The following is a 25,424-nucleotide window of genomic DNA, read 5'->3' as shown; positions in this document are numbered from 1 at the left end:
ATAACTTGCGGCCCCGGGGCCCGGGTTCCGGCCCGGCCTCCTCCCAGACAGCGAAATCCCAATTGGGACAAGACGGGGGCAGATGATGCACAAGATGTCGCAGCTCGTCCTGCTTCGCGATCCGAAGATATGAACGATTTCAAGACTTGCCGCTTTCTTTGAGTTGCTTGGTTACATTTTGGTAGGACGCAGATTTGCCGCCCTTTCGCCGTGGGGCCTTCTCGATCCGGGCGCTAGATTCCCTGGTCTCCGACGGAGACATGCCGGCGCTTTCCCGCACCGGCAAACCAAGGAGTAAGGACGATGAAAAAGTATGTGATCGCAGGTTTGGTGCTCGCCGGATTTTCGTCCCCTGCATTCGCCGCCAGCTATTGGGTGGCGCAAGGGGCGAACCATCACTGCGAGATCACGACGACGCAGCCGGGCGGCAGCATGAAGGCCCTTGGCAGCGCCTACTCCAGCCGGGCCGACGCCAAGAAGGCAATGAAGTCGGCCACCGAATGCAAGGCGTAGCCAGCGCCTAGCATTTCATCCGTCCGGGTTCCTCCATCGCCTGGACCGATGCGTACGAGCCGTCCCGCAACGCGCCCCCTCTCCCCCCGTCTCGGCCGTTGCGGGGCGGCTCTTCGCCTCCAGTCTTCTTCAGCCTCCCTGGCCTGCCCCATGGATTTCGAGGGTTGACGGAAAGGCCTTGCTGCCCAACAAACGCGGCATGACAGACGGCCCGACGAGCAAGACCCTGAAGCTGCACGTGAAGACGTTCGGCTGCCAAATGAATGTCTACGATTCCGAACGCATGGCGGAGGCGCTGGCCCCGGCCGGCTATGCCCTGACGGAGGAGATGGACGATGCCGATCTCGTCATCCTGAACACCTGCCATATCCGCGAGAAGGCCGCCGAAAAGGTCTATTCGGAGCTCGGGCGGGTGCGGCAGATGAAGGAGACTCGCGCCTCGGGCGGCAAGGAGACCATGGTGGCGGTGGCGGGCTGCGTGGCCCAGGCCGAAGGCGCCGAGATCATGCGCCGGGCCAATGTGGTCGATCTGGTGGTCGGCCCTCAGAGCTATCACCAGCTTCCCGATCTCGTGGCCAAGGCCAGGGGCGCAAGCGGGGTGCTCGCCACGGACTTCCCTACGGAAGACAAGTTCGACCACCTGCCGGCGCGGACCATGAAGCGGGCGCTGCCGTCCGCCTTCGTCACCGTGCAGGAAGGTTGCGACAAGTTCTGCACCTTCTGCGTCGTGCCGTATACGCGGGGCGCGGAGTTCTCGCGGCCGGTCTCACAGCTCGTGCAGGAGACGGAAAGCCTAGCGCAAGGCGGCGTACGGGAGATTACGCTGCTCGGGCAGAACGTGAATGCCTATCACGGTGAAGGACCGGACGGGAAAGACTGGTCGCTCGCCGATCTGCTGCGACGGCTGGCCGAGATCCCCGGCATCGAGCGCCTGCGCTACACGACCAGCCACCCGCGGGACATGGCCGACGACCTGATCGCGGTCCACGGCGACGAGCCGAAGGTGATGCCCTATCTCCACCTGCCGTTCCAGGCAGGCGCCGACCGCATGCTGAAGGCGATGAACCGCAAGCATACGGCGGAGGAATATCGCGAACTGATCGGCCGCATCCGTGCCGCGCGGCCGGATATTGCTCTATCCACGGACATCATCGTTGGCTTTCCCGGCGAAACCGATGCGGATTTCGAAGAGACGGTCGCGCTTGTGAGAGAAATCGGCTTCGCTCAGGCCTTCTCGTTCAAATACAGCGCCCGGCCCGGCACGCCCGCTTCGACTCTGGAGGATCAGGTGCCGGAAGAAGCCAAGAAGGAGCGGCTTCGGGTGCTTCAGGACGTGATCGAGGACGAGCGGAAGCGATTCGAGCAGGCGCTGGTGGGACGGACCGTGCCGGTTCTGTTCGAAAGGAAGGGGCGGAAACCTGGTCAAATCGCCGGCCGATCGCCATATCTCCAGGCTGTGCACAGCGAAGGGCCCGAAAGCCTGCTCGGAGAGATCGTGGAGGTTGACATCACCGCTGCGGGGCCGAACAGTCTTACCGGTGTCATCAATTCCGGTTTTGCATGGGACGACCGCGTGCAACCGGCCGTTTGAAAGCGGTGGGAATGGCACCGGATCGATTGGGTAACCGGCTGTTTGGACGAAGACCTCGGAGACGAGAGACCTAATTTGGCGCCACAACCCGCGTCTGACAACGCGACCGCCTTTCGAGAAGGCGAATCCGAGCCGCTCGTCGTGTTCTTCGACGACACGAGGCTCATGCGCGATCTGCTCGGCGATTACGATGCAAACCTAGCCGTCCTGGAAGACCGTCTCGGCATCGAGGCGGTGGTGAACGGTACGGTCGTGTCCCTGCGCGGCCCGGAAGAGGCCTGCGAGACGGCGAAGGCCGTTCTCGAGGATCTCTACGCTCGGCTGTCGAAGGGCGAGGTTATCGGCATCGGCGAGGTGGTCGGATCGATCCGGCACGCGGACGTGAAGCCGAGCCCCGACGAGCCGGACGGCGCGCGGGGTGCTGAAGCTCAGCAGATCCGCACCCGGAAGCGTCTCGTCACGGCGCGGACGCCCGCGCAATCCGCCTATATCTCGGCCCTGGAACGCCACGACCTGGTGTTCGCCTCCGGCCCTGCCGGTACGGGCAAGACCTATCTCGCCGTGGTCTACGCCGCCGCTGCGCTGGAGAACGGCCAGTGCGACCGCATCATCCTGTCCCGGCCCGCTGTCGAGGCGGGCGAGCGGCTGGGCTTCCTGCCAGGCGACATGAGGGAGAAGGTCGATCCCTATCTGCGGCCCCTCTACGATGCGCTCTACGACGTGCTCGCACCGGAGCGGGTGGAACGGGGCCTTGCGACGGGCACCATCGAGATCGCGCCGCTCGCATTCATGCGGGGGCGCACGCTTTCGAATGCCATGGTCATCCTGGACGAGGCGCAGAACTGCACGCCGGTGCAGATGAAGATGTTCCTGACGCGCCTCGGCGAAGGCAGCAAGATGATCGTCACGGGCGATCCAACCCAGGTCGATTTGCCATACGGCAAGGATTCCGGCCTTACGGAAGCCATCAAGATCCTGGAAGGAGTGGAAGGCATCTCCCATATCGCCTTCAGCCCGAAGGATGTCGTGCGACGGGAGCTTGTCGCCCGGATTGTCAATGCGTATGAAGCGGCATCGAGTGAGAGCCGCAAGAGCGATGAGTGAAGACGTTCCCAGTAGACCCGAGGCTTCGGGAGAAACCGTCCCGAAGCCGGAAGCCGGAGATGAGGCGGATTTAAGCGTCTCGCTGATCTGGCACGCCCGCCCGCCCGCAAGCTGGGCCCTGAGCGAGGAGCGTCTCGAGGAAGCGGCAAGGGCCGCCTACCGCGCCGGATCGTCCGGCATCCCCAAACACTCTCACGAGGTCGCGATCGTCTTCGACGACGATGCCGCCGTGCAAGGCTTGAACCGCGACTTCCGCGGCCAGGACAAGCCGACCAACGTTCTCTCCTTCCCCGCCGAGATGATGGATGGCGACTCTTCGACGACGCGCTGCCCCTCGGCGACGTCATTCTCAGTCTCGACACGGTGGGACGGGAAGCCGCTGCGCTCGAAATTCCGCCACAAGATCACGTCACGCATCTCGTTGTGCATGGCGTTCTTCACCTTCTCGGCTTCGACCATATGGACGAGACCGAGGCTACTGAAATGGAAGCATTGGAGACCGAAATCCTGGGCCAGCTCGGAATCGCCGATCCCTACGGCGAGACGGAGCCCCTGACCCAGGCTGGAATTGCAGGATGAGTAACGCCGCGTTGCCGGATAACGAACCGGCTCCCGAATCCGAACGATCCCCCGAAGAAGGTTCTTGGCTCGACCGCGTGCTGGCACGTTTCGGTCTCGGCGAGGAGCCTGACCTCCGCGCTCTGATCGAGAACGCGCTGTCCCGTGGCGACGACACCCAGGACACGTTCAGCGCGCCCGAGCGCACGATGCTGCTCAACATTCTCCGCTTCGGGAAGCTGACCGTCGAGGACGTGATGGTGCCCCGTGCGGATATCGTCTCGGTGGAAGGATCGATCTCCATAGACGAGCTTTTGAAGGTGTTCCGCGAGGCGGAGCATTCCCGGCTGCCGGTTTTCCGCGGCACCCTCGACGAGCCACTGGGGCTGGTTCATATCCGGGATCTGATGTCCTGGATCGCCGAAGAGGCGGAGAAGGCAAACGGCGAGAATCTCAGCCTCGGCCATGTGGATCTGAAGAAGACCCTGGGCGATATCGGGATCACCCGCGACATCCTTTACGTGCCGAAATCCCAATCGGTGCTGGACCTGCTTCTCAAGATGCAGACCACGCGGGTCCATCTTGCCCTCGTGGTGGACGAATATGGCGGCACGGACGGCCTCGTCTCCATCGAGGATCTCATCGAAGAGGTGGTGGGCGAGATCGAGGACGAACACGACGTCGACGAGGAGCCGATGATCACCAGCGACCGCACCGGGCTAATCGCCGATGCGCGCGCGCCGGTGAAGGACGTCGAGGACCGGCTTGGCCAGGTTCTGGTCGATCCGGAAGAGGACGACGACGTCGACACGCTAGGCGGTCTCGTGTTCTCGCTTTCGGGCCGCGTACCCGTTCGCGGCGAGCTTCTCAAGCATCCGAGCGGCGTGGAGTTCGAAGTTCTGGACGCCGACCCGCGGCGCATCAAGAAGCTTCGCATCCGGCGGCAGCGCGGGAACGCCCGCGAGGGCGAAGCAAGCAGCGGCGCGAGGTAGCCGTGGCGTTCGCATCTCCGGCCGGGCGGTGAGGCCGCGCGCATGAGACAGATCTTTGCGCGGCTCGACGGCCTCGCCGGATGGGTCGCCGCCTTGCGCGGCTGGCCGCGAGCCGGCTTCGGCATCGTGGCCGGAGCCGTCGGTGCGCTCGCTTTCGCCCCCTACGATCTTTGGCCGTTCCTCTTTCTCAGCTTCGGCGCCCTGGTCTGGATGCTGGACGGCTCCTATGCCGCGTATCCCACAGTGCAGGGGCGCATCCGTTCGGCCGCCGCGGGCGGCTTCTACTACGGGTTCGGATTCTTCCTCGCGAATTTCTACTGGCTGGCGGAGGCCTTTCTGGTGGAGCCGGAACGGCATGGCTGGCTGATCCCCTTCATTCTGCCGGGCTTCGCCTCCTGGATGGCGCTCTATTTCGCCGGCGCGACCGTCTTCGCGATCCTGTTGTGGGGACGTGGAGCGGCAAGGGTCTGCGCGCTCGCCGCGGGGTTCGGCCTGTTCGAATTCATCCGGGGCCATCTTTTCACGGGGCAGCCCTGGAATCTGTTGGGTTACGCTTTGACGCCCAATCTGCCGATGATGCAGCTCGCATCCCTGTTCGGCATCTATGGGCTGACCGTTCTGGCGGCCCTGCTGTTCGCCTCTCCCGCCGCGTGCTTCGCGCCGGCCGGATCGCATCTGAGGGGCCGGGGAAGTGCGGCCGCGCTGGCAGCCTGCCTCCTTCTCCTGCTCGCGACAGGCGCCGGCTGGGGTGCATGGCGGCTGCAGAACACACCGGTCGCCTCCACGGGCACCAAGGTGCGGATCGTCCAGGCCAGCATCGATCAGGCCGAGAAGTGGAAGCCCGGAAATGCCGACCAGATCTTCGAGGAGTATCTCCGGCTGAGCAAAACCGTGAAGGACGGTGTCGGGCTCGACCAGGTCGATCTCGTCGTCTGGCCGGAAACCGCCATTCCGGTGGTTCTCGAAAACGAGCCCCAGGCGCTGGCCATCATCGGCGACATGCTACCGGAGGGCGGTGCGCTGCTCGCCGGGTCGATCCGAATGGTCTACGACGATGCGCCCAATGGCAGCAGCCGGAACGTGTATAACGGGCTGCTCGCGATCGGACACGACGGACGGGTCATCGACAGCTACGACAAGATCCATCTCGTTCCGTTCGGCGAGTATCTGCCCTTCCAAAGCTTCATGGAGAGCCTGGGCATCATGCAGATGACGGGCATCCGCGGCGGATTCACGGCAGGGCGCGGACCGCGGCGCCTGGACCTTCCGGGCCTTCCGCCGCTCATGCCCCTGATCTGCTACGAGGTCCTCTTTCCGGATGAGGTGAACGCTCACGGCAGGGGCGCGGCATGGATGCTGAACATCACCAACGATGCGTGGTTTGGTCGCAGTGTCGGCCCCTACCAGCATTTCCATCAAGCCCGTGTCCGGGCTGTCGAACAGGGGCTGCCACTGGTGCGCGCAGCCAATACGGGTATTTCCGCGGTGATCGATCCGATGGGCCGGATTCTCGGTGAGCTCGAGCTTGAAAAGAAAGGCGTTGTGGATGCTACGCTACCGGGCCATTTCCCCGCCACGTTTTTCGGTCGTTATGAACGCAGGATAGAAATTGTCCTGTGGTTGCTTGCAGTTATCGGTTGCATTCTGCCGAGAATGCGTCAATTAAACAATAAATTAGAATAGCGTACGACGTGCGCTTTTGGCACGCTTGACGGCATTCAGCGCCACCCTTAAGACACCCCGGTACCCCCGCGCTGCCCTGTTGAAAACGTTCATATCGGTGCGCAGCGGTACTCAGTTCTACGTAAGGTATTTCTTTTCCATGACAGTCACGAGTGAGCCAATGGCCGGCAAAAAGCCAAATCCCGTCGATGCGCATGTGGGCAGCCGCGTGCGTCTGAGACGGATGCTTCTGGGCATGAGCCAGGAGCGTCTCGGCGAAAGTATGGGCCTCACTTTTCAGCAAGTTCAAAAATATGAAAAGGGCGTCAACCGGATCGGTGCCAGTCGCCTGTTCCAGATTGCGAAAATTCTCGACGTCCCCGTCCAGTTCTTTTTTGAAGAAGCCCCCCAGTTCGACGGTTCTGCCCCCACGGGCATGGCCGAAGCCGAATCCGAGACTTTCATCCTCGAGTTCCTGAACAGCCGCGAAGGCCTGGAGCTCAACCGCGCTTTCGTAAAGATCGCGGATCCGAAAGTCCGCAAGAGCGTCGTCGATCTCGTGCGCTCCCTGAGCAACCAGGACGGCGCCGCGTAAGCCGTCCTACGCTCCCTTTGAAGCGGGCTTGACCCTTCGGCCATTCGTTGCGACAACCCGCCCGATTTTTGCGCGCTTAGCAGCGGCCTGCCAATAAGGGGGTTGAGTTGTCTCGACAAGATTACGTCTTTACGAGTGAATCGGTTTCGGAAGGCCATCCGGACAAGGTCTGCGATCGCATTTCCGACGCCGTCGTCGATCTTTACCTCGGCGCCGACCCGCAAGCCCGCGTGGCCGTTGAAACCCTGGTCACCACGAACCGTATCGTGATGGCCGGCGAGGTGCGCGGCCCGGAAAGCATCACCCCCCAAGCCATCGAAGACGCCGCGCGCGAGTGCATCAAGAACATCGGCTACGAGCAGGACGGCTTCCACTGGCGCGATGCCGAGTTCGAGTTCTACGTGCATGAGCAGTCGGCCGACATCGCCATGGGCGTGGACGCGGATGCCGACAAGGAGAAGGACGAAGGCGCAGGCGACCAGGGCATCATGTTCGGTTATGCCTGCCAGGAGACGGAGCCGCTCATGCCGGCGCCGATCTACTACGCCCACTCCATCCTGCACGAGATGGCCAAGGCTCGTCATGCGGGCAACGCGCCGGAGCTCGGACCGGACGCCAAGAGCCAGGTCACGCTGAATTACGTGAACGGCGAGCCGAAGCGGGTCAATTCCGTCGTCGTCTCCACCCAGCACAGCGAAGACGCAACCCAGGAGCGGGTGCGCGAGATCGTTATGGAGATCGTGAACGAGAACCTGCCCAAGGGCTGGATCGATTCCGACACAAAGTTCTACGTCAACCCGACCGGCCGCTTCGTGATCGGCGGACCCGACGGCGATACCGGCCTGACGGGCCGCAAGATCATCGTCGACACCTATGGCGGCATGGCGCCCCATGGCGGCGGCGCCTTCTCCGGCAAGGATCCGACGAAGGTGGACCGCTCCGCAGCCTATGCGGCGCGCTATCTGGCCAAGAACATCGTTGCCGCCGGTCTCGCCGACCGCTGCACCTTGCAGCTCTCCTACGCCATCGGCGTGTCCCAGCCGCTCTCGATCTTCGCGGATCTGCACGGCACCGGCAAAGTCGCCGAGGACAAGGTCGAGAACGCTATCCGCGAGGTCATGGATCTTTCGCCTCGCGGCATCCGCGAGCATCTCTCCCTCAACCGTCCGGTCTATGAGCGCACCGCGGCCTACGGCCATTTCGGCCGGACGCCGGACAATGACGGCGGCTTCTCCTGGGAGAAGCTCGACCTGGTGGAGCCACTCAAGGCGCATATGAGCTAGACAGCTCAGTCCGACCGGTTACGCCTATATCCAGGCAGCAAGCTTGGCCGCCTGGAACATCACCAGAAGCAAGATAAGCAGGCCAACCGCGATACCCAGGGTGCGCGGCGAGATGCGTTTGACTGCATAGCCCGCCAGGGGTGCCGCGATCAGTCCGCCGGTGATGAGCCCGGCGACCGCGGCGGCATTGTTGGCAAGGTCGCCACCCTCATCCCAATGGCCCGAAAAGAGCGCCGCGATGAAGCTGGCGGAGATCGCTGCGGTGACCAGGAACTCGGCTGTGTTCACCGTGCCGATGACGTAGCGCGGCACACCGCCGGCGCCGACCAGGGAGGAGGTGACGACCGGTCCCCATCCACCTCCACCGACCGCATCGACAAAGCCGCCGACCAGCCCCAAGGCGGGCACCCCGGACGCGTCTCAGTCTTCGGCGTCCGGCGGCGCAGGGTCCGCCACAGGATGACGAACGCCATTACCGCCATGTAGGCGACGATGAACGGCTTTATGACTTCGCTGTCGATTGAGGTGAGCAGGTAGGCGCCCACGATGCCGCCCGCAATTCCGGCCGCGCCAGGCGCCAGAACAGCCGGCGATCGACATTGCGATGCCAGAGATGAGACGCGCCGGACGCGCCCGTGGTGAAGAGCTCGGCGACATGAACGCTTGCCGAGGCGTTGGCAGGCGGCACGCCGAACGATAGAAGGACCGTGGTCGAAACGACGCCGTAGGCCATGCCGAGGGCGCCGTCGACGAGTTGAGCGATGAATCCCACGGCTGCGAACAGCGTGAAATCCCAGACGACATCCATACCTATGGTCAAAGCGTCCTCCAGCAATCGGACGAGGGCCGATAGTCGAATTTCAGGCACCGCGCCAGCGGATTCGCCGGGTTCGGAAGAAGAGTTTCTCCGGCGATTTGAATTTGGAATTTTTTGGTGCGAGCGGGCCCATGGGCAGCAATTCTAAGGCGGGCGGTGCGATGCAGACCGGGCCCGGGCCAGACGGTATTTCCGAACATTCCACGGAGCTCCGCTCCTACGGCCGCCGCAAGGGCCATCGCCTGACTCCGCGCAAGCAGAGCCTGATGGAGACGCGGCTACCCGAGCTGCGACTCGATCTCTCCGCGCCCGCCCCTGGTCTCTCGGCGCTGTTTCCCGGCACGCCCGGACAGGTGTGGCTGGAGATCGGGTTCGGCGCCGGCGAGCATCTTATCTGGCAGGCGGAACACCACCCCGCCACCGGCATCATCGGCTGCGAGCCCTTCATCAACGGCGTCGCTTCCCTGCTCGGCAATGCGGAGCGGAAGAGGCTCACGAATATCCGCCTGCATGATGGGGATGCGCGGGAGGTGCTGGCCTGGCTCCCAGAGGCGTCCATCGACCGGCTGTTCGTGCTGTTCCCCGATCCCTGGCCGAAGAAGCGCCACGCCAAGCGGCGGCTGATCCGGCGTTCGACCATGGCGGAGATCGTTCGGGTGCTGAAGCCCGGCGGCGAGTTCCGTCTGGGGAGCGACAGCGCGGAGTATCTGGCGCGCACCCTGCTCGCGGCGCGGAACTTCGACGCGCTCGAATGGCTGGCGACACGTCCGTCGGACTGGCGGGAGCGGCCGGAGGACTGGCCGGAAACGCGCTATGAGCAGAAAGCCAGGGCCGCGGGCCGGGTTTGCGGCTATCTCCGGTTCCGGCGTGCGGCTTCCCCTTGAGGACAACTGCTTGAATTCCCGGGAAAGCGGCGTATATTACCCGTCAGAACTCATGAATGGTCTCCATCAGGAGTGGGCCGCGGCCCGCTCCTTTTTATTAGGTCCACCGGTCTTTCCGGTTCGGAGCTTCCGAGGCCATCGCGGGTTCTCGCTTTCAGCGAGGAATGTGACGGCCTATGTCAAACCTGACGCCCAGCCTGGAGCGGCGCTTTACCCGTGAGACGGGGCAAGCCCGCGCGATTGCCGATCTTGCCGAGCCGGTGCTCGAGCAGCTCGGATTCCGGCTGGTTCGCGTGAAGATGTCCGGCGAAGGCGGCAGCACCGTTCAGGTGATGGCCGAGCGCCCCGGCGACCATATGACGGTCGACGATTGCGCTGCCATCAGCCGGGAGCTTTCGCAGGTGCTCGACGCCCACGATCCTCTGCCCGGAGCGTACAATCTGGAAGTTTCCTCGCCCGGTCTGGACCGCCCTCTGGTGCGGCCGAGCGATTTCGAGACCTTTCTCGGCCAAGAGGCCAAGGTCGAGCTTTCCGAAGCCATCGATGGCCGCAAGCGTTTCCGCGGTGTGGTCGACGGCGCGGAGGAAGGCGAAGCCCGGCTTATCGTGCAGTTCGAGAAGGGTGGCGAAGCACAGGTGATCGGCCTGCCCTTCTCGATGATCGAGGAGGCCAAGCTGGTGAGCGACAAGGACAGCCTGCGAGACGACCTCTCGCGGAGCAAGGCCCATTAGGAACCGTCAGCGCAGCCGGACCGGCTGCCCATCGTTTGAGAGAACCGGAGGCAAGGCATATGGCTGAGGCGGGCATTAGCGCCAATAGGCTGGAGCTCCTGCAGATCGCAGATGCGGTCGCGCGCGAGAAGTCGATCGAGAAAGACGTCGTCATCGCGGCGATGGAAGACGCGATCCAGAAGGCGGCCAAATCCCGCTACGGCAGCGAGAACGAGATTCGCGCCCAGGTCGATCCGAAGACCGGCGAGATCCGTCTGGAGCGTCTGCTGGAGGTCACCGACGACGTGACCATGGAAGCGACTCAGATCTCGCTCGAAGACGCCCGCCGCCGCAATCCCGAAGCGCAGATCGGCGACTTCATCGCCGAGGAGCTTCCGCCGCTCGATTTCGGCCGTGTCGCCGCGCAGAACGCCAAGCAGGTCATCGTGCAGAAGGTGCGCGATGCCGAGCGCGAGCGCCAGTTCGAGGAATACAAGGACCGCGTCGGCACCATCGTGAACGGCATCGTGAAGCGGGTCGAATACGGCAACGTGATCGTCGATCTCGGCCGGGCGGAAGCCATCGTGCGCCGTGACGAGACCCTGCCGCGAGAGAATTTCCGCTACGGCGACCGCATCCGCGCCTATGTCTACGACGTGCGCCGGGAGCAGCGTGGGCCGCAGATCTTCCTGTCGCGCACCCATCCGGAATTCATGGCGAAGCTGTTCGCCCAGGAAGTGCCGGAAGTCTACGACGGTATCGTCACCATCAAGTCGGTGGCGCGCGATCCGGGCAGCCGCGCCAAGATCGCGGTGATCTCGCGGGATCAGTCCATTGATCCGGTCGGCGCCTGCGTCGGCATGCGCGGCAGCCGCGTTCAGGCGGTGGTGAACGAGCTCCAGGGCGAGAAGATCGACATCATCCAGTGGTCGGAAGACGCCGCGACCTTCATTGTGAATGCGCTGGCCCCGGCCGAGGTGGTCAAGGTCGTGCTTGACGAAGACGCCGAGCGTATCGAGGTGGTGGTGCCGGATGCGCAGCTATCGCTGGCCATCGGCCGTAAGGGCCAGAACGTGCGCCTCGCCTCCCAGCTTACCGGCTGGGATATCGACATCATGACGGAGGCGAACGAATCGGAACGCCGCCAGGCGGAGTTCGCCGAGCGCTCGCAGATGTTCATGGAAGCCTTGGACGTGGACGAGGTGATCGCCCAGCTTCTGGCCTCCGAAGGCTTCTCCTCCATCGAGGAAGTGGCGTTCGTCGAGGAGAACGAGATCGCGTCCATCGACGGCTTCGACGACGACACGGCCAGCGAGATCCAGACCCGCGCAAGCGAGTATCTGGAGCGCGTCGAGCAGGAGATGACCGCCAAGCGCAAGGAGCTGGGGGTCGACGACGCCCTGGCCGAGGTGGACGGCGTGACCACGCCGATGCTTGTGGCGTTCGGCGAGAACGACGTGAAGACGGTCGAGGATCTGGCCGATTGCGCCACCGACGATCTGACCGGGTGGAACGAGCGCAAGGACGGCGAGACGACCCATTTCGACGGCATCCTGGAAGGCTTCAATGTGAGCAAGCAGGACGCCGAGAATATGATCCTGGCGGCCCGCGTGAAGGCAGGCTGGATCGAGGAAGAGCCCGAGCCCGAGCCGGAAGAAGAGGCCGAGGCTGAAGGCGAAGACGAAACCGAGGCATCCGAGGACGAGTCGGGCGACACCCCGGCCGACGATGCCGATACGGATACCGCGGACGCGTAGCCGTGTTCGCACCGGGAGCATACGCTGTTGCAAGAGTTGGCACAGGCAGAGACAAAGGCCGCGGCGGAGACGTCTTCTCCGCCGGTGCGCCGTTGTGCCCTCACGCGGCAGGCTCTCGAGAAGCATGAGCTGATCCGGTTCGTCGCCTCTCCTGACGGAGAGATCGTGCCGGACCTGAAGGAGAAGCTCCCCGGCCGCGGGGTCTGGATCACCGCCGACCACGCATCCGTTGCGGAGGCAGCCAAGCGCAATGCCTTCGCCCGCGGCCTCAAGACTTCCGTCAAGGTGCCGCCCGGCCTTGCTGATCGCCTCGGGCAAATGCTAAACGAAGCAGCGATTTCGGCACTTGGTCTCGCGAACAAGGCCGGCGAGGTCACCTGCGGCTTCGCCAAGGTCGAAGAGGCTATTCGACGGGAACGGGTTCTTGCCCTGGTTCATGCCCTGGATGCGGCAGAAGACGGGTGCAAGAAGCTGGATGCCAAATTCCGGGCGCGGGCCGGCGAAGATGCCCTGCCGCCAATCCGGGGATTCACCTCGGAGCAATTGAGTTTGGTTCTAGGCCGGACAAATGTGATACATGCAGCCCTGGCCCGAGGCGGGGCGGCGAAGAACTTCATCGAAGCCGCCAATCGCGCGATGCGCTATTTTCTCGGCAGCGGCGCGTTTGAGGCCTCCATCGGGCCAGATACGGACACGGAATGAGTGATACGAACGAGACCGACGAAAAAGCGAGCCGCGGATCGCGCAACAAGCTGAGCCTCAACGTACGGCGTACTGTTGAGTCCGGCCATGTGCGCCAGAGCTTCAGCCACGGGCGAAGCAAATCCGTGCTCGTCGAGAAGAAGAAGCGGCGCTCCATCGGCAGCGGCGGAGCGGCTGAGGAGACCCAGGCGAAGCGGGAAACCGCCAAGCCGGCCCCCACGCCGAAGGCGGAAGCCAAGCCCGCAGCGCCCAAGCCCGAAGCCAAGCGCGAGGCGCCGGCCCAGGAGAAGAAGGGTGTGGTGCTGAAGTCCCTGTCCGACGAGGAAAGGGATGCCCGCGCACGTGCGCTCTCCAACGCCAAGGAGCGGGACGAGAAGCAGCGCGAACGCGAGCAGGTCGAGGCCCAGCGCGCCGCCGAGCGTGCCGCCGCCCGTGAGGCGGAAGAGGCAGCCAAGCGCGAGCGCCGTCTGGAAGAAGAGCGCGAAGCCAAGGCCCGCGCCCAGGCCAAGCAGGCTGAGGAAGACGAAAAGCCCCAGCGCAAGGCGAGCCCCAAGGCTGCAGCGGTCGAGAAGCCGGCCGCCCCGGATCGGAAGAAGACTCCTTCTCCCAGCCGTCGCGGCGAGGACCGGCGCGTTCGCGGCCGCCTGACCATCACCAACGCCCTCGACGAAGAGCAGCGCCAGCGGAGCCTCGCCTCCCTGAAGCGCCATCGCGAGCGCCAGAAGAAGCAGCCTTCGCAGCAGAACCAGCAGAAGATCGTGCGCGAGGCGATCATCCCCGACGTCATCACGATCCAGGAGCTGGCGAACCGCATGGCCGAGCGTGCCGTCGACGTCATCAAGTTCCTGATGAAGGACGGCGCGATGCATAAGATCACCGACGTGATCGATGGCGATACCGCGCAGCTGATCGCCGAGGAGTTCGGCCATACGGTCCGGCGCGTGTCCGAGGCCGACGTGGAAGAAGGCTTCATCGGCGAGCGGGATGCGGACGAGGATCTGCAGCCGCGCGCACCGATCGTGACCATCATGGGCCATGTTGACCACGGCAAGACCTCGCTGCTCGACGCCCTGCGGACCACCGATGTGGTGGGTCACGAGGCCGGCGGCATCACCCAGCATATCGGCGCTTATCAGCTCGAAGCCGGGCCCAACGGCCAGAGGGTGACGTTCATCGACACGCCGGGCCATGAGGCGTTCACCGCCATGCGCGCCCGCGGCGCCAAGGTGACCGATATCGTGGTGCTGGTGGTGGCTGCCGATGACGGCGTGATGCCCCAGACGGTGGAGGCGATCAATCACGCCCGCGCCGCCGGGGTGCCGATCATCGTGGCGATCAACAAGATCGACAAGCAAGGCGCGGATCCGACCCGCGTGCGCACCGACCTGCTGAGCTACGAGATCGTGGTGGAAAGCATGGGCGGCGATACGCTCGAGGTCGAGGTCTCGGCGCTGAAGCGCACCAATCTCGACAAGCTGCTCGATGCGCTGCTGCTGCAGGCCGAAGTGATGGAGTTGAAGGCGAACCCGAATCGGGCCGCCGACGGCGTCATCGTCGAGGCGAAGCTAGAGCGCGGACGCGGTCCCGTGGGCACGGCGCTCGTGCAGCGCGGCACCCTGAAGCGCGGCGACATCGTCGTGGCCGGCACCTCCTGGGGCCGGGTGCGTGCGCTCATCGACGATCACGGCGATCAGGTCGACGAGGCCGGCCCGTCGGTTCCCGTCGAGGTTCTGGGCTTCGACAGCGCGCCGGAAGCCGGCGATCAGTTCGCTGTCGTGGACAACGAAACCCGGGCCCGCGAGATCACCGATTATCGTCAGCGGGAGCGCCGCAAGAAGCTGGCCGTCGCCGGCGAGCGCGGTTCACTCGAGCAGATGATGAATCAGCTGAAGGAGAGCGGTGCACAGGAATTCCCTTATCTCATCAAGGGCGATGTGCAGGGCTCCGTGGAGGCGATCACCTCTGCGCTCGACAATATCAGCACCGATGAGGTGAAGGCCCGTCACGTCCATGCGGCGGTCGGCGGCATCACGGAATCGGATATCTCGCTGGCTGCGGCGTCGAATGCCGTCGTGTTCGGCTTCAATGTCCGCGCCAATACCCAGGCCCGCCAGGCGGCGGAGAAGGCCGGGGTGGAGATCCGCTACTACTCGGTGATCTACGATCTCGTCGACGACGTGAAGGACGCCATGTCCGGCATGCTTTCGCCGGATCGCCGCGAGACCTTCCTTGGCAATGCCAAGATCCTGGAGGTGTTCAACATCTCGAAGGTCGGCAAGGTGGCCGGCTGCCAGGTGACCGAGGGCAAGGTGGAGCGCGGCGCCCATGTCCGCCTGATCCGCGACGACGTCGTGGTGCACGAAGGCAAGCTCTCGACCCTGAAGCGCTTCAAGGACGAGGTGAAGGAAGTTCAGACCGGCCAGGAATGCGGCATGGCGTTCGAGAACTACCAGGACATGCGCGAAGGCGACGTCATCGAGTGCTTCACCGTGGAGCATGTGGAGCGGACGCTTTAGAGCGTCCCACCCGTTCGGCTGTGATCCCCGCGAAGGCGGGGATCCAGTAACCACTGCATGCGTTGTAGCGCTAAGGCGGTGGCTACTGGATTGCCCGATCAAGTCGGGCAATGACAATCAGGACGTTCTTGCAGAACATTCTTGCTCCTTTGAAATCGATTCGACGGCGCTTGCGACCGGCCGTCTTTGAGAGGACTCTTTCCTCATGACACGCGATAAGAAAGGCCCTTCCCAGCGCCAGCTGAAGGTTGGAGAGCTGATCCGGCACGCCCTTTCGGACATCCTCACCCGCGGCGAGCTGATGGACGAGGTGATCGAGCGGCACACGATCACGGTGCCCGAGGTGAAGATGTCACCCGATCTGAAGCTGGCGACCGCCTATGTCATGCCGCTTGGCGGGGGCGAGGTGAAAGAGGTCGTGACCCATCTGCAGAAGCACGCGAAGTTCTTCCGCGGCGAGCTCGCGAAGCGGGTGGAGCTCCGCTACATGCCGGAGATCCGGTTCCGCAAGGACACCAGCTTCGAAACCTCCCAGCGCATCGACGAGATCCTCGCCTCGCCCGAGGTGACCCGCGATCTCGACGACGACTAGCCGGCAAAAGGGGTTCGGCTGATGGCGCGGCGGCGCAAAGGACTTCCGGTCCACGGATGGCTCATCCTGGACAAACCGGAAGGCATGACCTCCTCCCAGGCGGTGGGGAAGCTGCGGTATCTGTTCAATGCCCAGAAGGCCGGTCATGCCGGCACGCTGGACCCGCTCGCGACCGGTATCCTGCCCATCGGGTTCGGCGAGGCGACCAAGACCATGCCTTACGTGGTCGACGGCACGAAAGCCTACCGGTTCACGATCCGCTTCGGCGCGGAGACCGACACCGAGGATGCGGAGGGTGCCATCACTGCCCGCTCCGACGCCCGGCCGGACCGCGCCGCCATCGAGGCCGCCCTGCCCCGTTTCACCGGCGAGATCGAGCAGGTGCCGCCGCGCTACTCCGCTCTGAAGGTGGACGGCGAACGGGCCTACGATTTGGCCCGGGAGGGCAGCGATTTCGAACTGGCCGCGCGGACCGTCACCATCGACAGCCTCGATCTGGTCGATATGCCGGATTCCGATCATGCGGTGATCGAGACCCAGTGCGGCAAGGGCACCTATATCCGGTCTCTCGCCCGGGATCTTGCCCGCAACCTGGGGGCGCGGGGACACGTTTCCGCCCTTCGGCGGACCCGGGTCGGCCCGTTTACGGAAAGCGCCGCAATTTCGCTGGAAAAGCTGGAAGAGTTAGGACATAGTGCCGCCGGTCGCGATGCCCTTCTGGGGCAGCTAAAGCCGTTGGAGACGGCGCTGGACGACATCCCGGCGCTCGCCATCAGCGGCGATGACGCGGCAAGGCTCAGAAGGGGCCAGCCCGTGCTGATCAGAGGCCGGGACGCTCCCATCATCGAAGGGCCTGCCTACGCCACCTCCCGAGGACGTCTCGTGGCGGTCGGTGAAGTTGATCGCGGCGAGATGCGGCCCACCCGGGTGTTCAATATCCCCGGCTGACCGCGATCCGCCATTCTGACATCCAATAAGGAGAACACGATGTCGATTAGCGCTGAGCGCAAGCAAGAGCTTATCGAAGAATACGCCACGAAACCTGGCGACACCGGCTCCGCCGAGGTTCAGGTCGCAATCCTGACCGAGCGGATCGCCAATCTCACCGAACATTTCAAAAGCCATGCCGGCGACAACCATTCCCGGCGCGGCCTGCTCAAGATGGTGAGCCAACGCCGCCGGCTGCTCGACTACGTCAAGGATCGCGACGTCGAGCGTTACCAGACCCTGATTGGCCGTCTGGGCATCCGCCGGTGATCATTCAAGCCGACCGTCACAGCGTCGCGGCAGGGGCCGCCCTGTGACGGTTCGGCTTTCGCGCGCTGCCAATCCGGGCGGCGCGTCAGACCGATAACATCCGAATCGAGAAAAACATCATGCTCAATCCGCAGACCGTTGAAATCGAATGGGCTGGCCGTCCGCTCAAGCTTGAGACCGGCCGCATGGCCCGTCAGGCCGATGGCGCCGTGCTGGTGCAATACGGCGAAACCACGGTGCTCGCCACGGCGACCGCCGCAAAAGAACCCCGAGCCGGGATCGACTTCTTCCCGCTCACCGTGAACTACCAAGAGAAGACATTCGCCGCCGGTAAGATTCCAGGCGGCTTTTTTAAACGCGAAGGCCGTCCCACCGAGAAGGAGACGCTGACCTCTCGCCTGATCGACCGGCCGATCCGGCCGCTCTTCGCCAAGGGCTTCAAGAACGAAACCCAGGTGATCGCCACGGTTCTTTCCCACGACCTCGAGAACGATCCCGATATCGTTGCCATGGTGGCGACCTCGGCGGCGCTCACCATCTCCGGCATCCCCTTCCTGGGACCGATCGGCGCGGCGCGCGTCGGCTATATCGACGGAGAGTACGTGCTGAACCCGACCATCGAGGAGCTGGCCGATAGCAAGCTCGACCTCGTGGTCGCCGGCACCCGCGATGCGGTGCTGATGGTGGAGTCCGAGGCCGAAGAGCTGCCCGAGGATGTGATGCTCGGCGCGGTCATGTTCGGCCACAAGGGCTTCCAGCCGGTGCTCGACGCCATCGTCAAGCTGGCTCAGAGCTCCGCGAAGGAGCCGTGGGACCTGCCCCAGGACGACAGCGCCGACGACCTGACCGCGAAGGTCCGCAGCATGGCCGAGAGCGGCCTGCGGGACGCCTACGCGATCCAGACCAAGACCGAGCGCCGCGACGCCATCTCCGCGGTGAAGGACAAGGTCGCCGCTGAGCTTACGCCCGAGGACGACGACGGCAGCTTCGGCGCCAAACTGTCGGGCGCCTTCAAGTCGGTCGAGAAGGACGTGGTGCGCGGGAACATCCTGTCCACCAAGTCCCGCATCGACGGGCGCGACCTCTCCACGGTCCGGCCGATCGTCTCGGAGGTGGGGATCCTGCCCCGCACCCATGGCAGCGCGCTGTTCACCCGCGGTGAGACCCAGGCCCTCGTCGTCGCGACGCTGGGCACGGGCGAGGACGAACAGTTCGTCGACGCCCTGGAAGGCACCTACAAAGAAAGCTTCATGCTGCACTACAACTTCCCGCCCTACTCGGTGGGTGAGACGGGCCGCATGGGCTCTCCGGGCCGCCGCGAGATCGGCCATGGCAAGCTCGCCTGGCGGGCGATCCATCCGGTGCTGCCGGCAAAGGAGAACTTCCCCTACACGCTTCGCCTCGTTTCGGAGATCACCGAGTCCAACGGCTCGTCCTCCATGGCGACGGTTTGCGGCTCCTCGCTTGCTCTGATGGATGCGGGCGTTCCGCTCGCGCGCCCCGTGGCCGGTATCGCCATGGGCCTCATCAAGGAAGCCGAGGAATTCGCCGTTCTGTCGGACATCCTCGGTGACGAGGACCATCTCGGCGACATGGACTTCAAGGTCGCCGGCACGGAAGAGGGCGTGACCTCGCTCCAGATGGACATCAAGATCACCGGCATCACCGAAGAGATCATGCAGATCGCCCTGAACCAGGCGAAGGACGGCCGCATGCACATCCTCGGTGAGATGGACAAGGCCCTGAACACGGCCCGTCCGGAAGTCGGCGAGTTCGCCCCGCGCATCGAGGTGATGCAGATTCCGACCGACAAGATCCGCGAAGTGATCGGCACGGGCGGTTCGGTGATCCGCTCCATCGTCGAGGAGACGGGCGCCAAGATCGACATCGCCGACGACGGCACGGTCAAGATCGCCTCGCCCAACGGCGAGTCCATCCGGGCCGCGATCGCCAAGATCAAGGGCATCGCAGCCGAGCCTGAGGTCGGTGAGATCTACAAGGGCAAGGTCGTCAAGATCATGGATTTCGGCGCCTTCGTGAACTTCTTCGGTCCCAAGGACGGTCTGGTGCACATCTCCCAGCTGACCCAGGGCCGGCCGAAGACCGTGGACGAGGTCGTCAAGGAAGGCGACGAGGTCTTCGTGAAGCTTCTCGGCTTCGACGATCGCGGCAAGGTTCGCCTGTCCATGAAGGTCGTCGATCAGGAGACCGGCAAGGAGCTCGAGGCGGAAGACGCCAGCTAGGCTTGCGATCTTAGGGAGGCCGGAGACGGCCTCCCGCCATCAGACACAAAAAAGGCCGCCTCAACGGGCGGCCTTTTCTTTTGGGCGCTCCTTTGGGGAGCGTCTGCCATGGTCGGTTCGCTTACGCCTTCTTGCAGGAGAAGCCGGCGACCATCTTATCCTCGTTGTCGGACTGCCATTCCTTGATCCGATCCGGTGCGGCCTTCATGCACTCGCTGATGGATTCCACCTTCTCCATCGGGATCGTCACCTTCTGACAGTCTCCGGCGGTGGCCAGGAGACAGGCTGTGAAAACGAGCTCAACCATCCGACTTGCTCCTTAACGGTTGCTCAGGGCCCTATTGCACGGTTTCGCTGGAAGCGGCCGAGGCGGCGGAAGCGCTTTTCGCCTTTTCCTCGTCGGTCTCCTCGCCGGTCGCAGCCTTGATCGATTCCAGGCTCGGCATGAAGATCGTGTTGTATCCGCAATCGACCATATGAACTTCGCCGGTCACCGCGCCCGACATATCCGACAGCAGGTAGAGGGCCGAGCCGCCGACCTCGTCCAGGGTGGGCGTGCGGTGCATGGGCGAGTTCTCGCTCTGATAATGGAACAGCATCCGCGCATCGGAGATGCCGGCGCCGGCGAGGGTGCGCATGGGACCGGCCGAGAGGGCGTTGACCCGGATGCCCTTGCCGCCGAGATCGGAAGCCAGATAGCGAACGGATGCCTCCAGCGCAGCCTTGGCCACGCCCATCACGTTGTAGCAGGGCACGACCTTGTTGGAGCCGCCATAGGTGAGCGTCAGCAGCGATCCGCCGTCGGGCATCAGGTCGGCCGCAAGACGGCTGATCTCGGTGAAGGAGAAGCAGGAAATCTCCATGGTGCGGGAGAAGTTCGCACGGCTGGTATCGCAATAGCGCCCCTTCAGCTCGGTCCGGTCGGAAAAGGCGAGAGCGTGCACCACGAAGTCCAGCTTGCCCCATTGTTCCCGGATTTTGTCGAACACCTTCCTGACGCTCTCGAAATCCTCCACATCGCAAGGCTCGATGATGGTGGCGCCGGTCGATTCAGCGAGCGGCTTGGCCCGGCGTCCGAAGGATTCGCCTTGGTAGGTGAAGGCGAGCTCAGCGCCCTGACCGGCAAGCACCCTGCAATGCCCCAGGCGATGGATCGATCGTTGGCAACGCCCAGGACGAGCCCTTTCTTGCCTTTCATGAGCGGGCCGGGCTCGGCGATGTCTTGTTTCTCTGTGGTCATGGCACTTGCTCTGGTTATCGTGGTGGAGCTTTCCGGCGGGTGCGTCAGCCGTCGTAGCGTCGGAAAACGAGGGTCGCATTGGTCCCGCCGAAGCCGAAACTGTTGGACATGACGCAGTTCAGATCCACGTCGTCCTTCCGCTCCCGAAGGATCGGAATGTCGGAGAAGGCGGGGTCGAGATTTTCAATGTTGGCGGATTCGCAAATGAATCCGTTGTTCATCATCAGAAGCGAATAGATCGCCTCCTGGGCCCCCGCCGCACCCAACGAATGGCCGGTCAGGGATTTCGTCGCGCTGATCGGCGGAATGTCCTCGCCGAACACCTCCTGGATCGCCTCGATCTCGCGCAGATCGCCGATGGGCGTGGAGGTTGCGTGGGGGTTGATATAGTCGATCTTGTCGCCGTTGAGGTTCTGCATGGCCATGCGCATGCAGCGCACCGCGCCCTCCCCGGAAGGCTGGACCATGTCATAACCGTCCGAGGTCGCGCCGTAGCCGACGAGTTCGGCATAGATCTTGGCGCCGCGCGCCTTAGCGTGCTCCAGCTCCTCGAGGATCACGACGCCCGCGCCACCGGCGATAACGAAGCCGTCTCGCGCTTCGTCATAGGCGCGGCTCGCCTTGGCCGGCTGATCATTGAAGTCCGACGACATCGCGTTCATGGAGTCGAACAGGACAGACAGGGTCCAATCCAGCTCCTCGCCGCCACCGGCGAAGACCATGTCCTGCTTGCCGAGCTGGATGAGCTCGGCGGCGTTGCCGATACAGTGAGCGGAGGTGGAGCAGGCGGATGAGATGGAGTAGCTAACGCCCTTGATGTGATAGGGCGTGGAGAGGGTCGCGGAGTTCGTGGAGCTCATGGATTTCGGCACCTCGAACGGTCCGACCTTCTTGGGGCCCTTCTCCAGGGTCGTCTGCGCTGCGTTGACGATGGCGCGGGTCGACGGGCCGCCGGAGCCCATGATCAGACCGGTGCGCTCGTCGGAGATCTCGTCCTCCTCGAGGCCGGCGTCGCGGATGGCCTGCTCCATGGCGACGTAGTTCCAGGCCGCGCCAGCGCCCATGAAGCGGCGCACCTTGCGGTCCACGACTTCCTGCCAGTCGAGGCTCGGCGCACCGTGTACCTGGCAGCGGAATCCCAGCTCCGCGTAGTCGTCGGCTTTCACGATGCCGGACTTGGCCTCGCGCAGAGACGCCAGCACCTCTTGGGCGTTGTTACCGATGGACGAAACCACGCCCATTCCAGTCACGACCACTCGCCTCATGGGTATCCCTCGACGGAGCCTTTAAAGTTGAAAACGATTGCCGATCCGGTCCGCCTCACGCGGTCGCAGCCGCATCTTCGGCAGTGAACAGTCCGACTCGCAGATCCTTGGCCTGGTAGATCACCTCGCCATCGGCAAGCAGCGTCCCGTCGGCGATGCCGAGGGTGAGCTTGCGGCGGACCACCCGCTTGAGATCCACAATATATTCGAGCTTCTTCATGGTGGGCAGCACCATGCCGGTAAATTTCACCTCGCCGACAGCGAGGGCGCGGCCCTTGCCGGGTGCGCCAAGCCAGCCGAGGAAAAAGCCCAAGAGCTGCCACAGGGCGTCCAGCCCAAGACAGCCCGGCATCACCGGATCGTCCTTGAAGTGACAGGGGAAGAACCAGAGATCGGGCTTGATGTCTAGCTCGGCCCGGATCTGTCCCTTGCCGTGCTCACCGCCCTCCTCGACCACCTGAGAGATGCGATCGAACATCAGCATGGGCGGCAGCGGCAATTGCGCATTGCCGGGGCCGAAGAGTTCTCCTCTCGCGCAGGCCAGGAGATCCTCATAGTCGAATTGAGCTCGACGCTCGGTCATGCACAGTCCTTTTTATATTTCCGCCGGCGCTTCTCAAGCGTTCGGTCGCGATCGGCGCCGGGTGTGACAGTCGCCGCGTTACCTATCACAGTCGATCAGAAGCCAAAACCCTTAGACCGGATGCGCAGGAGCGCAAAAGGATTTAGGGGCTCGTGCCGACGAATGCCAGCGGCCAAGCGCCTTGCAACGGCGCAGTTTTCGTGACCAAGTTTTCCTGGCTAGGTTTTCCCGACCAGCCTTCCTGGTTTAACCAGCCCAGTCTATCGTGTTCAGCCCGCATTGCGGGAATCAGGTCTTGTTCGTATATTCCCACCCATGAGCATTACGCAGAGCAATAGAGATATCGGCAAGCTGTTGCGCGAGGCGGGCCTGCGCCCCACCCGGCAACGCATGGCATTGGCGGCCATGCTGTTCGACGGCGAGGAGCGTCACGTCACGGCGGAGATGCTCTACGAGACCGTCCAGTCCCAGAACCTGCCGGTGTCGCTCGCCACGGTCTACAACACCCTGCACCAGTTCACTGAGGCCGGCCTGCTGCGCGAGGTCGCGGTGGAAGGGGCGAAGACCTATTTCGATACCAACACCTCGAACCACTACCACTTCCTGTGTGAGGAGTCGGGCGAGCTGATGGATATCGAGCATGGCGAAATCGCCATCCAGGGCCTGCCCAACGTGCCGGAAGGCATGACGGTCTCGCGGGTGGATGTGCTGGTGCGGCTCAAGCGCGCGAACTAGCACCCGCGCGTCTTACGCCCGATCCGGCTTTATTTTCAGCTAGTTGATGATCTCGCCGCGATAGGCGCCCCACAGCAGCTCTTGCTGGACGTATCCGCTGTAGTCGCCGACGACGATCTCGCACCATTCCCCATCGCAGGATTCGATGTCGCCCAGCACATTGGGCTGGAGCTCGGCCACCACGCCCGCGCTTTGGGATGCGCGGCTATAGAGCGGGACGGCTTCGCTCTCCTTGGCCCAGGGGCTGATGAGAGCGGTGCGGCGGCCGCTGAGGAGGCTGTGAAACACCCAGCCGTCCGAGCCTTCGCTGTCGCGCACACGGCGCCAATTGACGGTCTCTGCGATGATCTCGACCGGAAGACCTGCCCGGGAGAAGACCCAGGAGATGGCCTGGTCGGTGCTGGGGCCGCGGCGGACATTCACCCGATCCGCCTTCAGGCTGACGAAACGCGGCACGGGCAGGCCGCTGTCGCTGCCCTTCCCCTCGGCCGCGCCGAGGGGTGTGCCGTCGGACGCGACCACCAGAGCGGTCAACGCGGCGATCAACAGAACACCAGCAAAAACCGCAGCGCTTCGTCTATTCACCATTGCCTCTTTCGGAAAGAACCCCTTCGATCGGCCCCGCCCCGGAGCCGCCCGCCCCGCTTCTGGTGGGCCAGAAAAGTGAAGGGATCGTGGCGTTCGCCGAACATGGCCCTTATCTGTTGCATTCGCTTCTGTTAGAGAAAGCGGCGAATTGCCGCCTGGAAACGTACTCCAGCGGCGTTCACCACCGAGAGCGAAGTCTCGACAGGATGTATTATGGATTCCGAACGACCCACTGTGATTGTCACCCGCAAGCTGCCCGAGGTGGTGGAGACGCGCCTGCGCGAGCTATTCGATGCGAAGCTTAATCTCGATGACAAGCCTTTTTCGCGCGATGAGCTGATCGATGCGGTGAAGACCGCCCATGTGCTGGTCCCGACGGTGACCGACAAGATCGACCGCTCGGTGCTGAGCCAGGCCGGACCGAATCTCAAGCTTATCGCCCAGTTCGGCACGGGTGTGGACAATATCGACCTGGAGACGGCGCGGAACCGTTCGATTCTCGTGACCAACACGCCCGGCGTGCTGACCGAGGATACGGCCGACATGACCATGGCGCTGATCCTGGCGGTCCCGCGCCGGCTGGCTGAGGGCTCGCAGTATCTTAAGAAGGAAGGCGACTGGGAGGGCTGGTCGCCGACCTGGATGCTCGGTCACCGCATCTTCGGCAAGCGGCTCGGCATCGTCGGCATGGGCCGGATCGGCCAGGCGGTCGCGAAGCGTGCCAGGGCGTTCGGCCTGCAGGTCCATTATCACAATCGACGGCGTGTGGCGCCGGAGGTGGAAGAGGCGCTGGGCGCCACGTATTGGGACAGCCTCGACCAGATGCTCGCCCGCATGGACATCATCTCGGTGAACTGTCCCCACACGCCGGCAACCTATCATCTGCTTTCGGCCCGGCGGCTCGCCCTGCTGAAGCCTTCGGTCTATATCGTCAACACCGCGCGCGGCGAGGTGATCGACGAGAACGCGCTGGCGCGGATGATCGAGAACAACGAGATCGCCGGCGCGGCGCTGGACGTTTTCGAGCACGAGCCGGCCGTGAACCCCAAGCTGCTGAAGAGCGATAGCGTGGTCGTGCTGCCCCATATGGGTTCAGCCACGATCGAGGGCCGCGTCGATATGGGCGAGAAGGTCATCATCAACATCAAGACCTTCCTGGACGGACATTCGCCGCCCGACCGCGTCCACCCGGCGATGTTCTAGGCTTCGGCACTCGAACAATATTCCGCTGTCATCC

Annotated in this window: 22 protein-coding genes and 3 pseudogenes; 19 read left to right on the top strand and 6 right to left on the bottom strand. The window is 63.8% G+C overall.

Going from position 1 to position 25,424, the window contains the following annotated elements; translation table 11 throughout:
• Positions 1-303 precede the first annotated feature (303 nt).
• From A7A08_RS13165 to metK, 8 genes and pseudogenes are all read left to right on the top strand, one after another.
• On the top strand, positions 304-513 hold the full coding sequence (locus A7A08_RS13165; RefSeq protein ID WP_069095932.1) for a hypothetical protein: 210 nt from the start codon (positions 304-306) through the stop codon (positions 511-513).
• Positions 514-712: 199 nt separating this feature from the next.
• Positions 713-2,104: a tRNA (N6-isopentenyl adenosine(37)-C2)-methylthiotransferase MiaB gene (gene miaB, locus A7A08_RS13160; RefSeq protein ID WP_069095980.1), complete on the top strand. Its 1,392-nt coding sequence runs from the start codon at positions 713-715 to the stop codon at positions 2,102-2,104.
• A 75-nt stretch (positions 2,105-2,179) separates the two neighbouring features.
• Positions 2,180-3,208, top strand: a complete 1,029-nt coding sequence (locus A7A08_RS13155) for a PhoH family protein (RefSeq protein WP_425349029.1) — start codon at positions 2,180-2,182, stop codon at positions 3,206-3,208.
• Positions 3,126-3,676 (top strand): annotated as a pseudogene (gene ybeY / locus A7A08_RS17710) (rRNA maturation RNase YbeY); the annotation flags it as partial. The gene A7A08_RS13155 and the pseudogene ybeY, both read left to right, overlap by 83 nt.
• A gap of 107 nt (positions 3,677-3,783) precedes the next feature.
• On the top strand, positions 3,784-4,758 hold the full coding sequence (locus tag A7A08_RS13145) for a hemolysin family protein (protein ID WP_069095931.1): 975 nt from the start codon (positions 3,784-3,786) through the stop codon (positions 4,756-4,758).
• A 42-nt stretch (positions 4,759-4,800) separates the two neighbouring features.
• A complete protein-coding gene (gene lnt, locus A7A08_RS13140; RefSeq protein ID WP_069095930.1) occupies positions 4,801-6,441 on the top strand; it encodes an apolipoprotein N-acyltransferase in 1,641 nt (546 codons plus the stop codon).
• Positions 6,442-6,601: 160 nt separating this feature from the next.
• Positions 6,602-7,015, top strand: coding sequence for a helix-turn-helix domain-containing protein (locus tag A7A08_RS13135; RefSeq protein WP_069095929.1), 414 nt, complete (start codon positions 6,602-6,604; stop codon positions 7,013-7,015).
• A gap of 107 nt (positions 7,016-7,122) precedes the next feature.
• Entirely contained in the window at positions 7,123-8,298 is a 1,176-nt protein-coding gene (gene metK / locus A7A08_RS13130) for a methionine adenosyltransferase (RefSeq protein WP_069095928.1), read from the top strand.
• Between the two features lie 24 nt (positions 8,299-8,322).
• On the opposite strand, the pseudogene A7A08_RS13125 reads toward metK, so the two are convergent.
• Positions 8,323-9,106: pseudogene (locus tag A7A08_RS13125) on the bottom strand (sulfite exporter TauE/SafE family protein).
• Positions 9,107-9,246: 140 nt separating this feature from the next.
• Here A7A08_RS13125 and trmB point away from each other — a divergent pair.
• The 9 genes from trmB to pnp all read left to right on the top strand — a co-directional run bounded on the left by trmB (position 9,247) and on the right by pnp (position 19,776).
• Positions 9,247-9,999: a tRNA (guanine(46)-N(7))-methyltransferase TrmB gene (trmB, locus tag A7A08_RS13120; RefSeq protein WP_083226775.1), complete on the top strand. Its 753-nt coding sequence runs from the start codon at positions 9,247-9,249 to the stop codon at positions 9,997-9,999.
• A 176-nt stretch (positions 10,000-10,175) separates the two neighbouring features.
• A complete protein-coding gene (gene rimP / locus A7A08_RS13115; RefSeq protein WP_069095927.1) occupies positions 10,176-10,730 on the top strand; it encodes a ribosome maturation factor RimP in 555 nt (184 codons plus the stop codon).
• A 59-nt stretch (positions 10,731-10,789) separates the two neighbouring features.
• Positions 10,790-12,466, top strand: a complete 1,677-nt coding sequence (gene nusA, locus A7A08_RS13110; protein ID WP_069095926.1) for a transcription termination factor NusA — start codon at positions 10,790-10,792, stop codon at positions 12,464-12,466.
• Between the two features lie 27 nt (positions 12,467-12,493).
• Positions 12,494-13,168, top strand: coding sequence for an RNA-binding protein (locus A7A08_RS13105; protein WP_342586691.1), 675 nt, complete (start codon positions 12,494-12,496; stop codon positions 13,166-13,168).
• The gene (gene infB / locus A7A08_RS13100) at positions 13,165-15,684 is read left to right on the top strand and encodes a translation initiation factor IF-2 (RefSeq protein ID WP_069095924.1); all 2,520 of its coding nucleotides are present in this window, start codon (positions 13,165-13,167) and stop codon (positions 15,682-15,684) included. The genes A7A08_RS13105 and infB overlap by 4 nt, the downstream gene beginning before the upstream one ends.
• A gap of 205 nt (positions 15,685-15,889) precedes the next feature.
• Positions 15,890-16,276 (top strand): 30S ribosome-binding factor RbfA, encoded by a 387-nt coding sequence (rbfA, locus tag A7A08_RS13095; protein ID WP_069095923.1) that lies wholly within the window; start codon positions 15,890-15,892, stop codon positions 16,274-16,276.
• A gap of 21 nt (positions 16,277-16,297) precedes the next feature.
• The gene (truB, locus tag A7A08_RS13090) at positions 16,298-17,224 is read left to right on the top strand and encodes a tRNA pseudouridine(55) synthase TruB (protein ID WP_069095922.1); all 927 of its coding nucleotides are present in this window, start codon (positions 16,298-16,300) and stop codon (positions 17,222-17,224) included.
• A gap of 39 nt (positions 17,225-17,263) precedes the next feature.
• On the top strand, positions 17,264-17,533 hold the full coding sequence (rpsO, locus tag A7A08_RS16050; protein ID WP_069095921.1) for a 30S ribosomal protein S15: 270 nt from the start codon (positions 17,264-17,266) through the stop codon (positions 17,531-17,533).
• A 119-nt stretch (positions 17,534-17,652) separates the two neighbouring features.
• Positions 17,653-19,776 (top strand): polyribonucleotide nucleotidyltransferase, encoded by a 2,124-nt coding sequence (gene pnp, locus A7A08_RS13080; RefSeq protein ID WP_069095920.1) that lies wholly within the window; start codon positions 17,653-17,655, stop codon positions 19,774-19,776.
• A 121-nt stretch (positions 19,777-19,897) separates the two neighbouring features.
• Here pnp and A7A08_RS13075 read toward each other — a convergent pair whose 3' ends face one another.
• From A7A08_RS13075 to fabA, 4 genes and pseudogenes are all read right to left on the bottom strand, one after another.
• On the bottom strand, positions 19,898-20,083 hold the full coding sequence (locus A7A08_RS13075) for a hypothetical protein (protein WP_069095919.1): 186 nt from the start codon (positions 20,081-20,083) through the stop codon (positions 19,898-19,900).
• Positions 20,084-20,114: 31 nt separating this feature from the next.
• Positions 20,115-21,016: pseudogene (gene fabI / locus A7A08_RS13070) on the bottom strand (enoyl-ACP reductase FabI).
• 44 nt (positions 21,017-21,060) lie between these two features.
• Positions 21,061-22,281 carry a beta-ketoacyl-ACP synthase I gene (fabB, locus tag A7A08_RS13065; RefSeq protein ID WP_069095918.1) on the bottom strand — a complete coding sequence of 407 codons (1,221 nt, stop codon included), beginning with the start codon at positions 22,279-22,281 and terminating at the stop codon, positions 21,061-21,063.
• Positions 22,282-22,336: 55 nt separating this feature from the next.
• A complete protein-coding gene (fabA, locus tag A7A08_RS13060) occupies positions 22,337-22,864 on the bottom strand; it encodes a 3-hydroxyacyl-[acyl-carrier-protein] dehydratase FabA (RefSeq protein WP_069095917.1) in 528 nt (175 codons plus the stop codon).
• 315 nt (positions 22,865-23,179) lie between these two features.
• Between fabA and irrA the strand changes: the two genes are divergently transcribed.
• The gene (irrA, locus tag A7A08_RS13055; RefSeq protein ID WP_069095916.1) at positions 23,180-23,599 is read left to right on the top strand and encodes an iron response transcriptional regulator IrrA; all 420 of its coding nucleotides are present in this window, start codon (positions 23,180-23,182) and stop codon (positions 23,597-23,599) included.
• Between the two features lie 39 nt (positions 23,600-23,638).
• Here irrA and A7A08_RS13050 read toward each other — a convergent pair whose 3' ends face one another.
• Positions 23,639-24,187, bottom strand: coding sequence for an SH3 domain-containing protein (locus tag A7A08_RS13050; protein ID WP_083226774.1), 549 nt, complete (start codon positions 24,185-24,187; stop codon positions 23,639-23,641).
• Positions 24,188-24,400: 213 nt separating this feature from the next.
• Here A7A08_RS13050 and A7A08_RS13045 point away from each other — a divergent pair, with 213 nt between their 5' ends.
• Positions 24,401-25,390 (top strand): 2-hydroxyacid dehydrogenase, encoded by a 990-nt coding sequence (locus tag A7A08_RS13045; RefSeq protein ID WP_069095915.1) that lies wholly within the window; start codon positions 24,401-24,403, stop codon positions 25,388-25,390.
• Positions 25,391-25,424 lie beyond the last annotated feature (34 nt).

It is taken from the genome of Methyloligella halotolerans (assembly GCF_001708935.1).
Lineage (GTDB): Bacteria > Pseudomonadota > Alphaproteobacteria > Rhizobiales > Methyloligellaceae > Methyloligella > Methyloligella halotolerans.
This window is presented reverse-complemented; position numbering and strand designations above follow the sequence as displayed.

Coding starts and splice junctions, on each gene's coding strand:
- A7A08_RS13045 (WP_069095915.1), top strand. CDS start 24,401: ATGGATTCCGAACGACCCACTGTGATTGTCACCCGCAAGCTGCCCGAG.
- A7A08_RS13050 (WP_083226774.1), bottom strand. CDS start 24,187: ATGGTGAATAGACGAAGCGCTGCGGTTTTTGCTGGTGTTCTGTTGATC.
- fabB (WP_069095918.1), bottom strand. CDS start 22,281: ATGAGGCGAGTGGTCGTGACTGGAATGGGCGTGGTTTCGTCCATCGGT.
- A7A08_RS13165 (WP_069095932.1), top strand. CDS start 304: ATGAAAAAGTATGTGATCGCAGGTTTGGTGCTCGCCGGATTTTCGTCC.
- fabA (WP_069095917.1), bottom strand. CDS start 22,864: ATGACCGAGCGTCGAGCTCAATTCGACTATGAGGATCTCCTGGCCTGC.
- rpsO (WP_069095921.1), top strand. CDS start 17,264: ATGTCGATTAGCGCTGAGCGCAAGCAAGAGCTTATCGAAGAATACGCC.
- A7A08_RS13145 (WP_069095931.1), top strand. CDS start 3,784: ATGAGTAACGCCGCGTTGCCGGATAACGAACCGGCTCCCGAATCCGAA.
- A7A08_RS13135 (WP_069095929.1), top strand. CDS start 6,602: ATGGCCGGCAAAAAGCCAAATCCCGTCGATGCGCATGTGGGCAGCCGC.
- trmB (WP_083226775.1), top strand. CDS start 9,247: ATGGGCAGCAATTCTAAGGCGGGCGGTGCGATGCAGACCGGGCCCGGG.
- truB (WP_069095922.1), top strand. CDS start 16,298: ATGGCGCGGCGGCGCAAAGGACTTCCGGTCCACGGATGGCTCATCCTG.
- rimP (WP_069095927.1), top strand. CDS start 10,176: ATGTCAAACCTGACGCCCAGCCTGGAGCGGCGCTTTACCCGTGAGACG.
- A7A08_RS13075 (WP_069095919.1), bottom strand. CDS start 20,083: ATGGTTGAGCTCGTTTTCACAGCCTGTCTCCTGGCCACCGCCGGAGAC.
- rbfA (WP_069095923.1), top strand. CDS start 15,890: ATGACACGCGATAAGAAAGGCCCTTCCCAGCGCCAGCTGAAGGTTGGA.
- pnp (WP_069095920.1), top strand. CDS start 17,653: ATGCTCAATCCGCAGACCGTTGAAATCGAATGGGCTGGCCGTCCGCTC.
- irrA (WP_069095916.1), top strand. CDS start 23,180: ATGAGCATTACGCAGAGCAATAGAGATATCGGCAAGCTGTTGCGCGAG.
- lnt (WP_069095930.1), top strand. CDS start 4,801: ATGAGACAGATCTTTGCGCGGCTCGACGGCCTCGCCGGATGGGTCGCC.
- nusA (WP_069095926.1), top strand. CDS start 10,790: ATGGCTGAGGCGGGCATTAGCGCCAATAGGCTGGAGCTCCTGCAGATC.
- miaB (WP_069095980.1), top strand. CDS start 713: ATGACAGACGGCCCGACGAGCAAGACCCTGAAGCTGCACGTGAAGACG.
- infB (WP_069095924.1), top strand. CDS start 13,165: ATGAGTGATACGAACGAGACCGACGAAAAAGCGAGCCGCGGATCGCGC.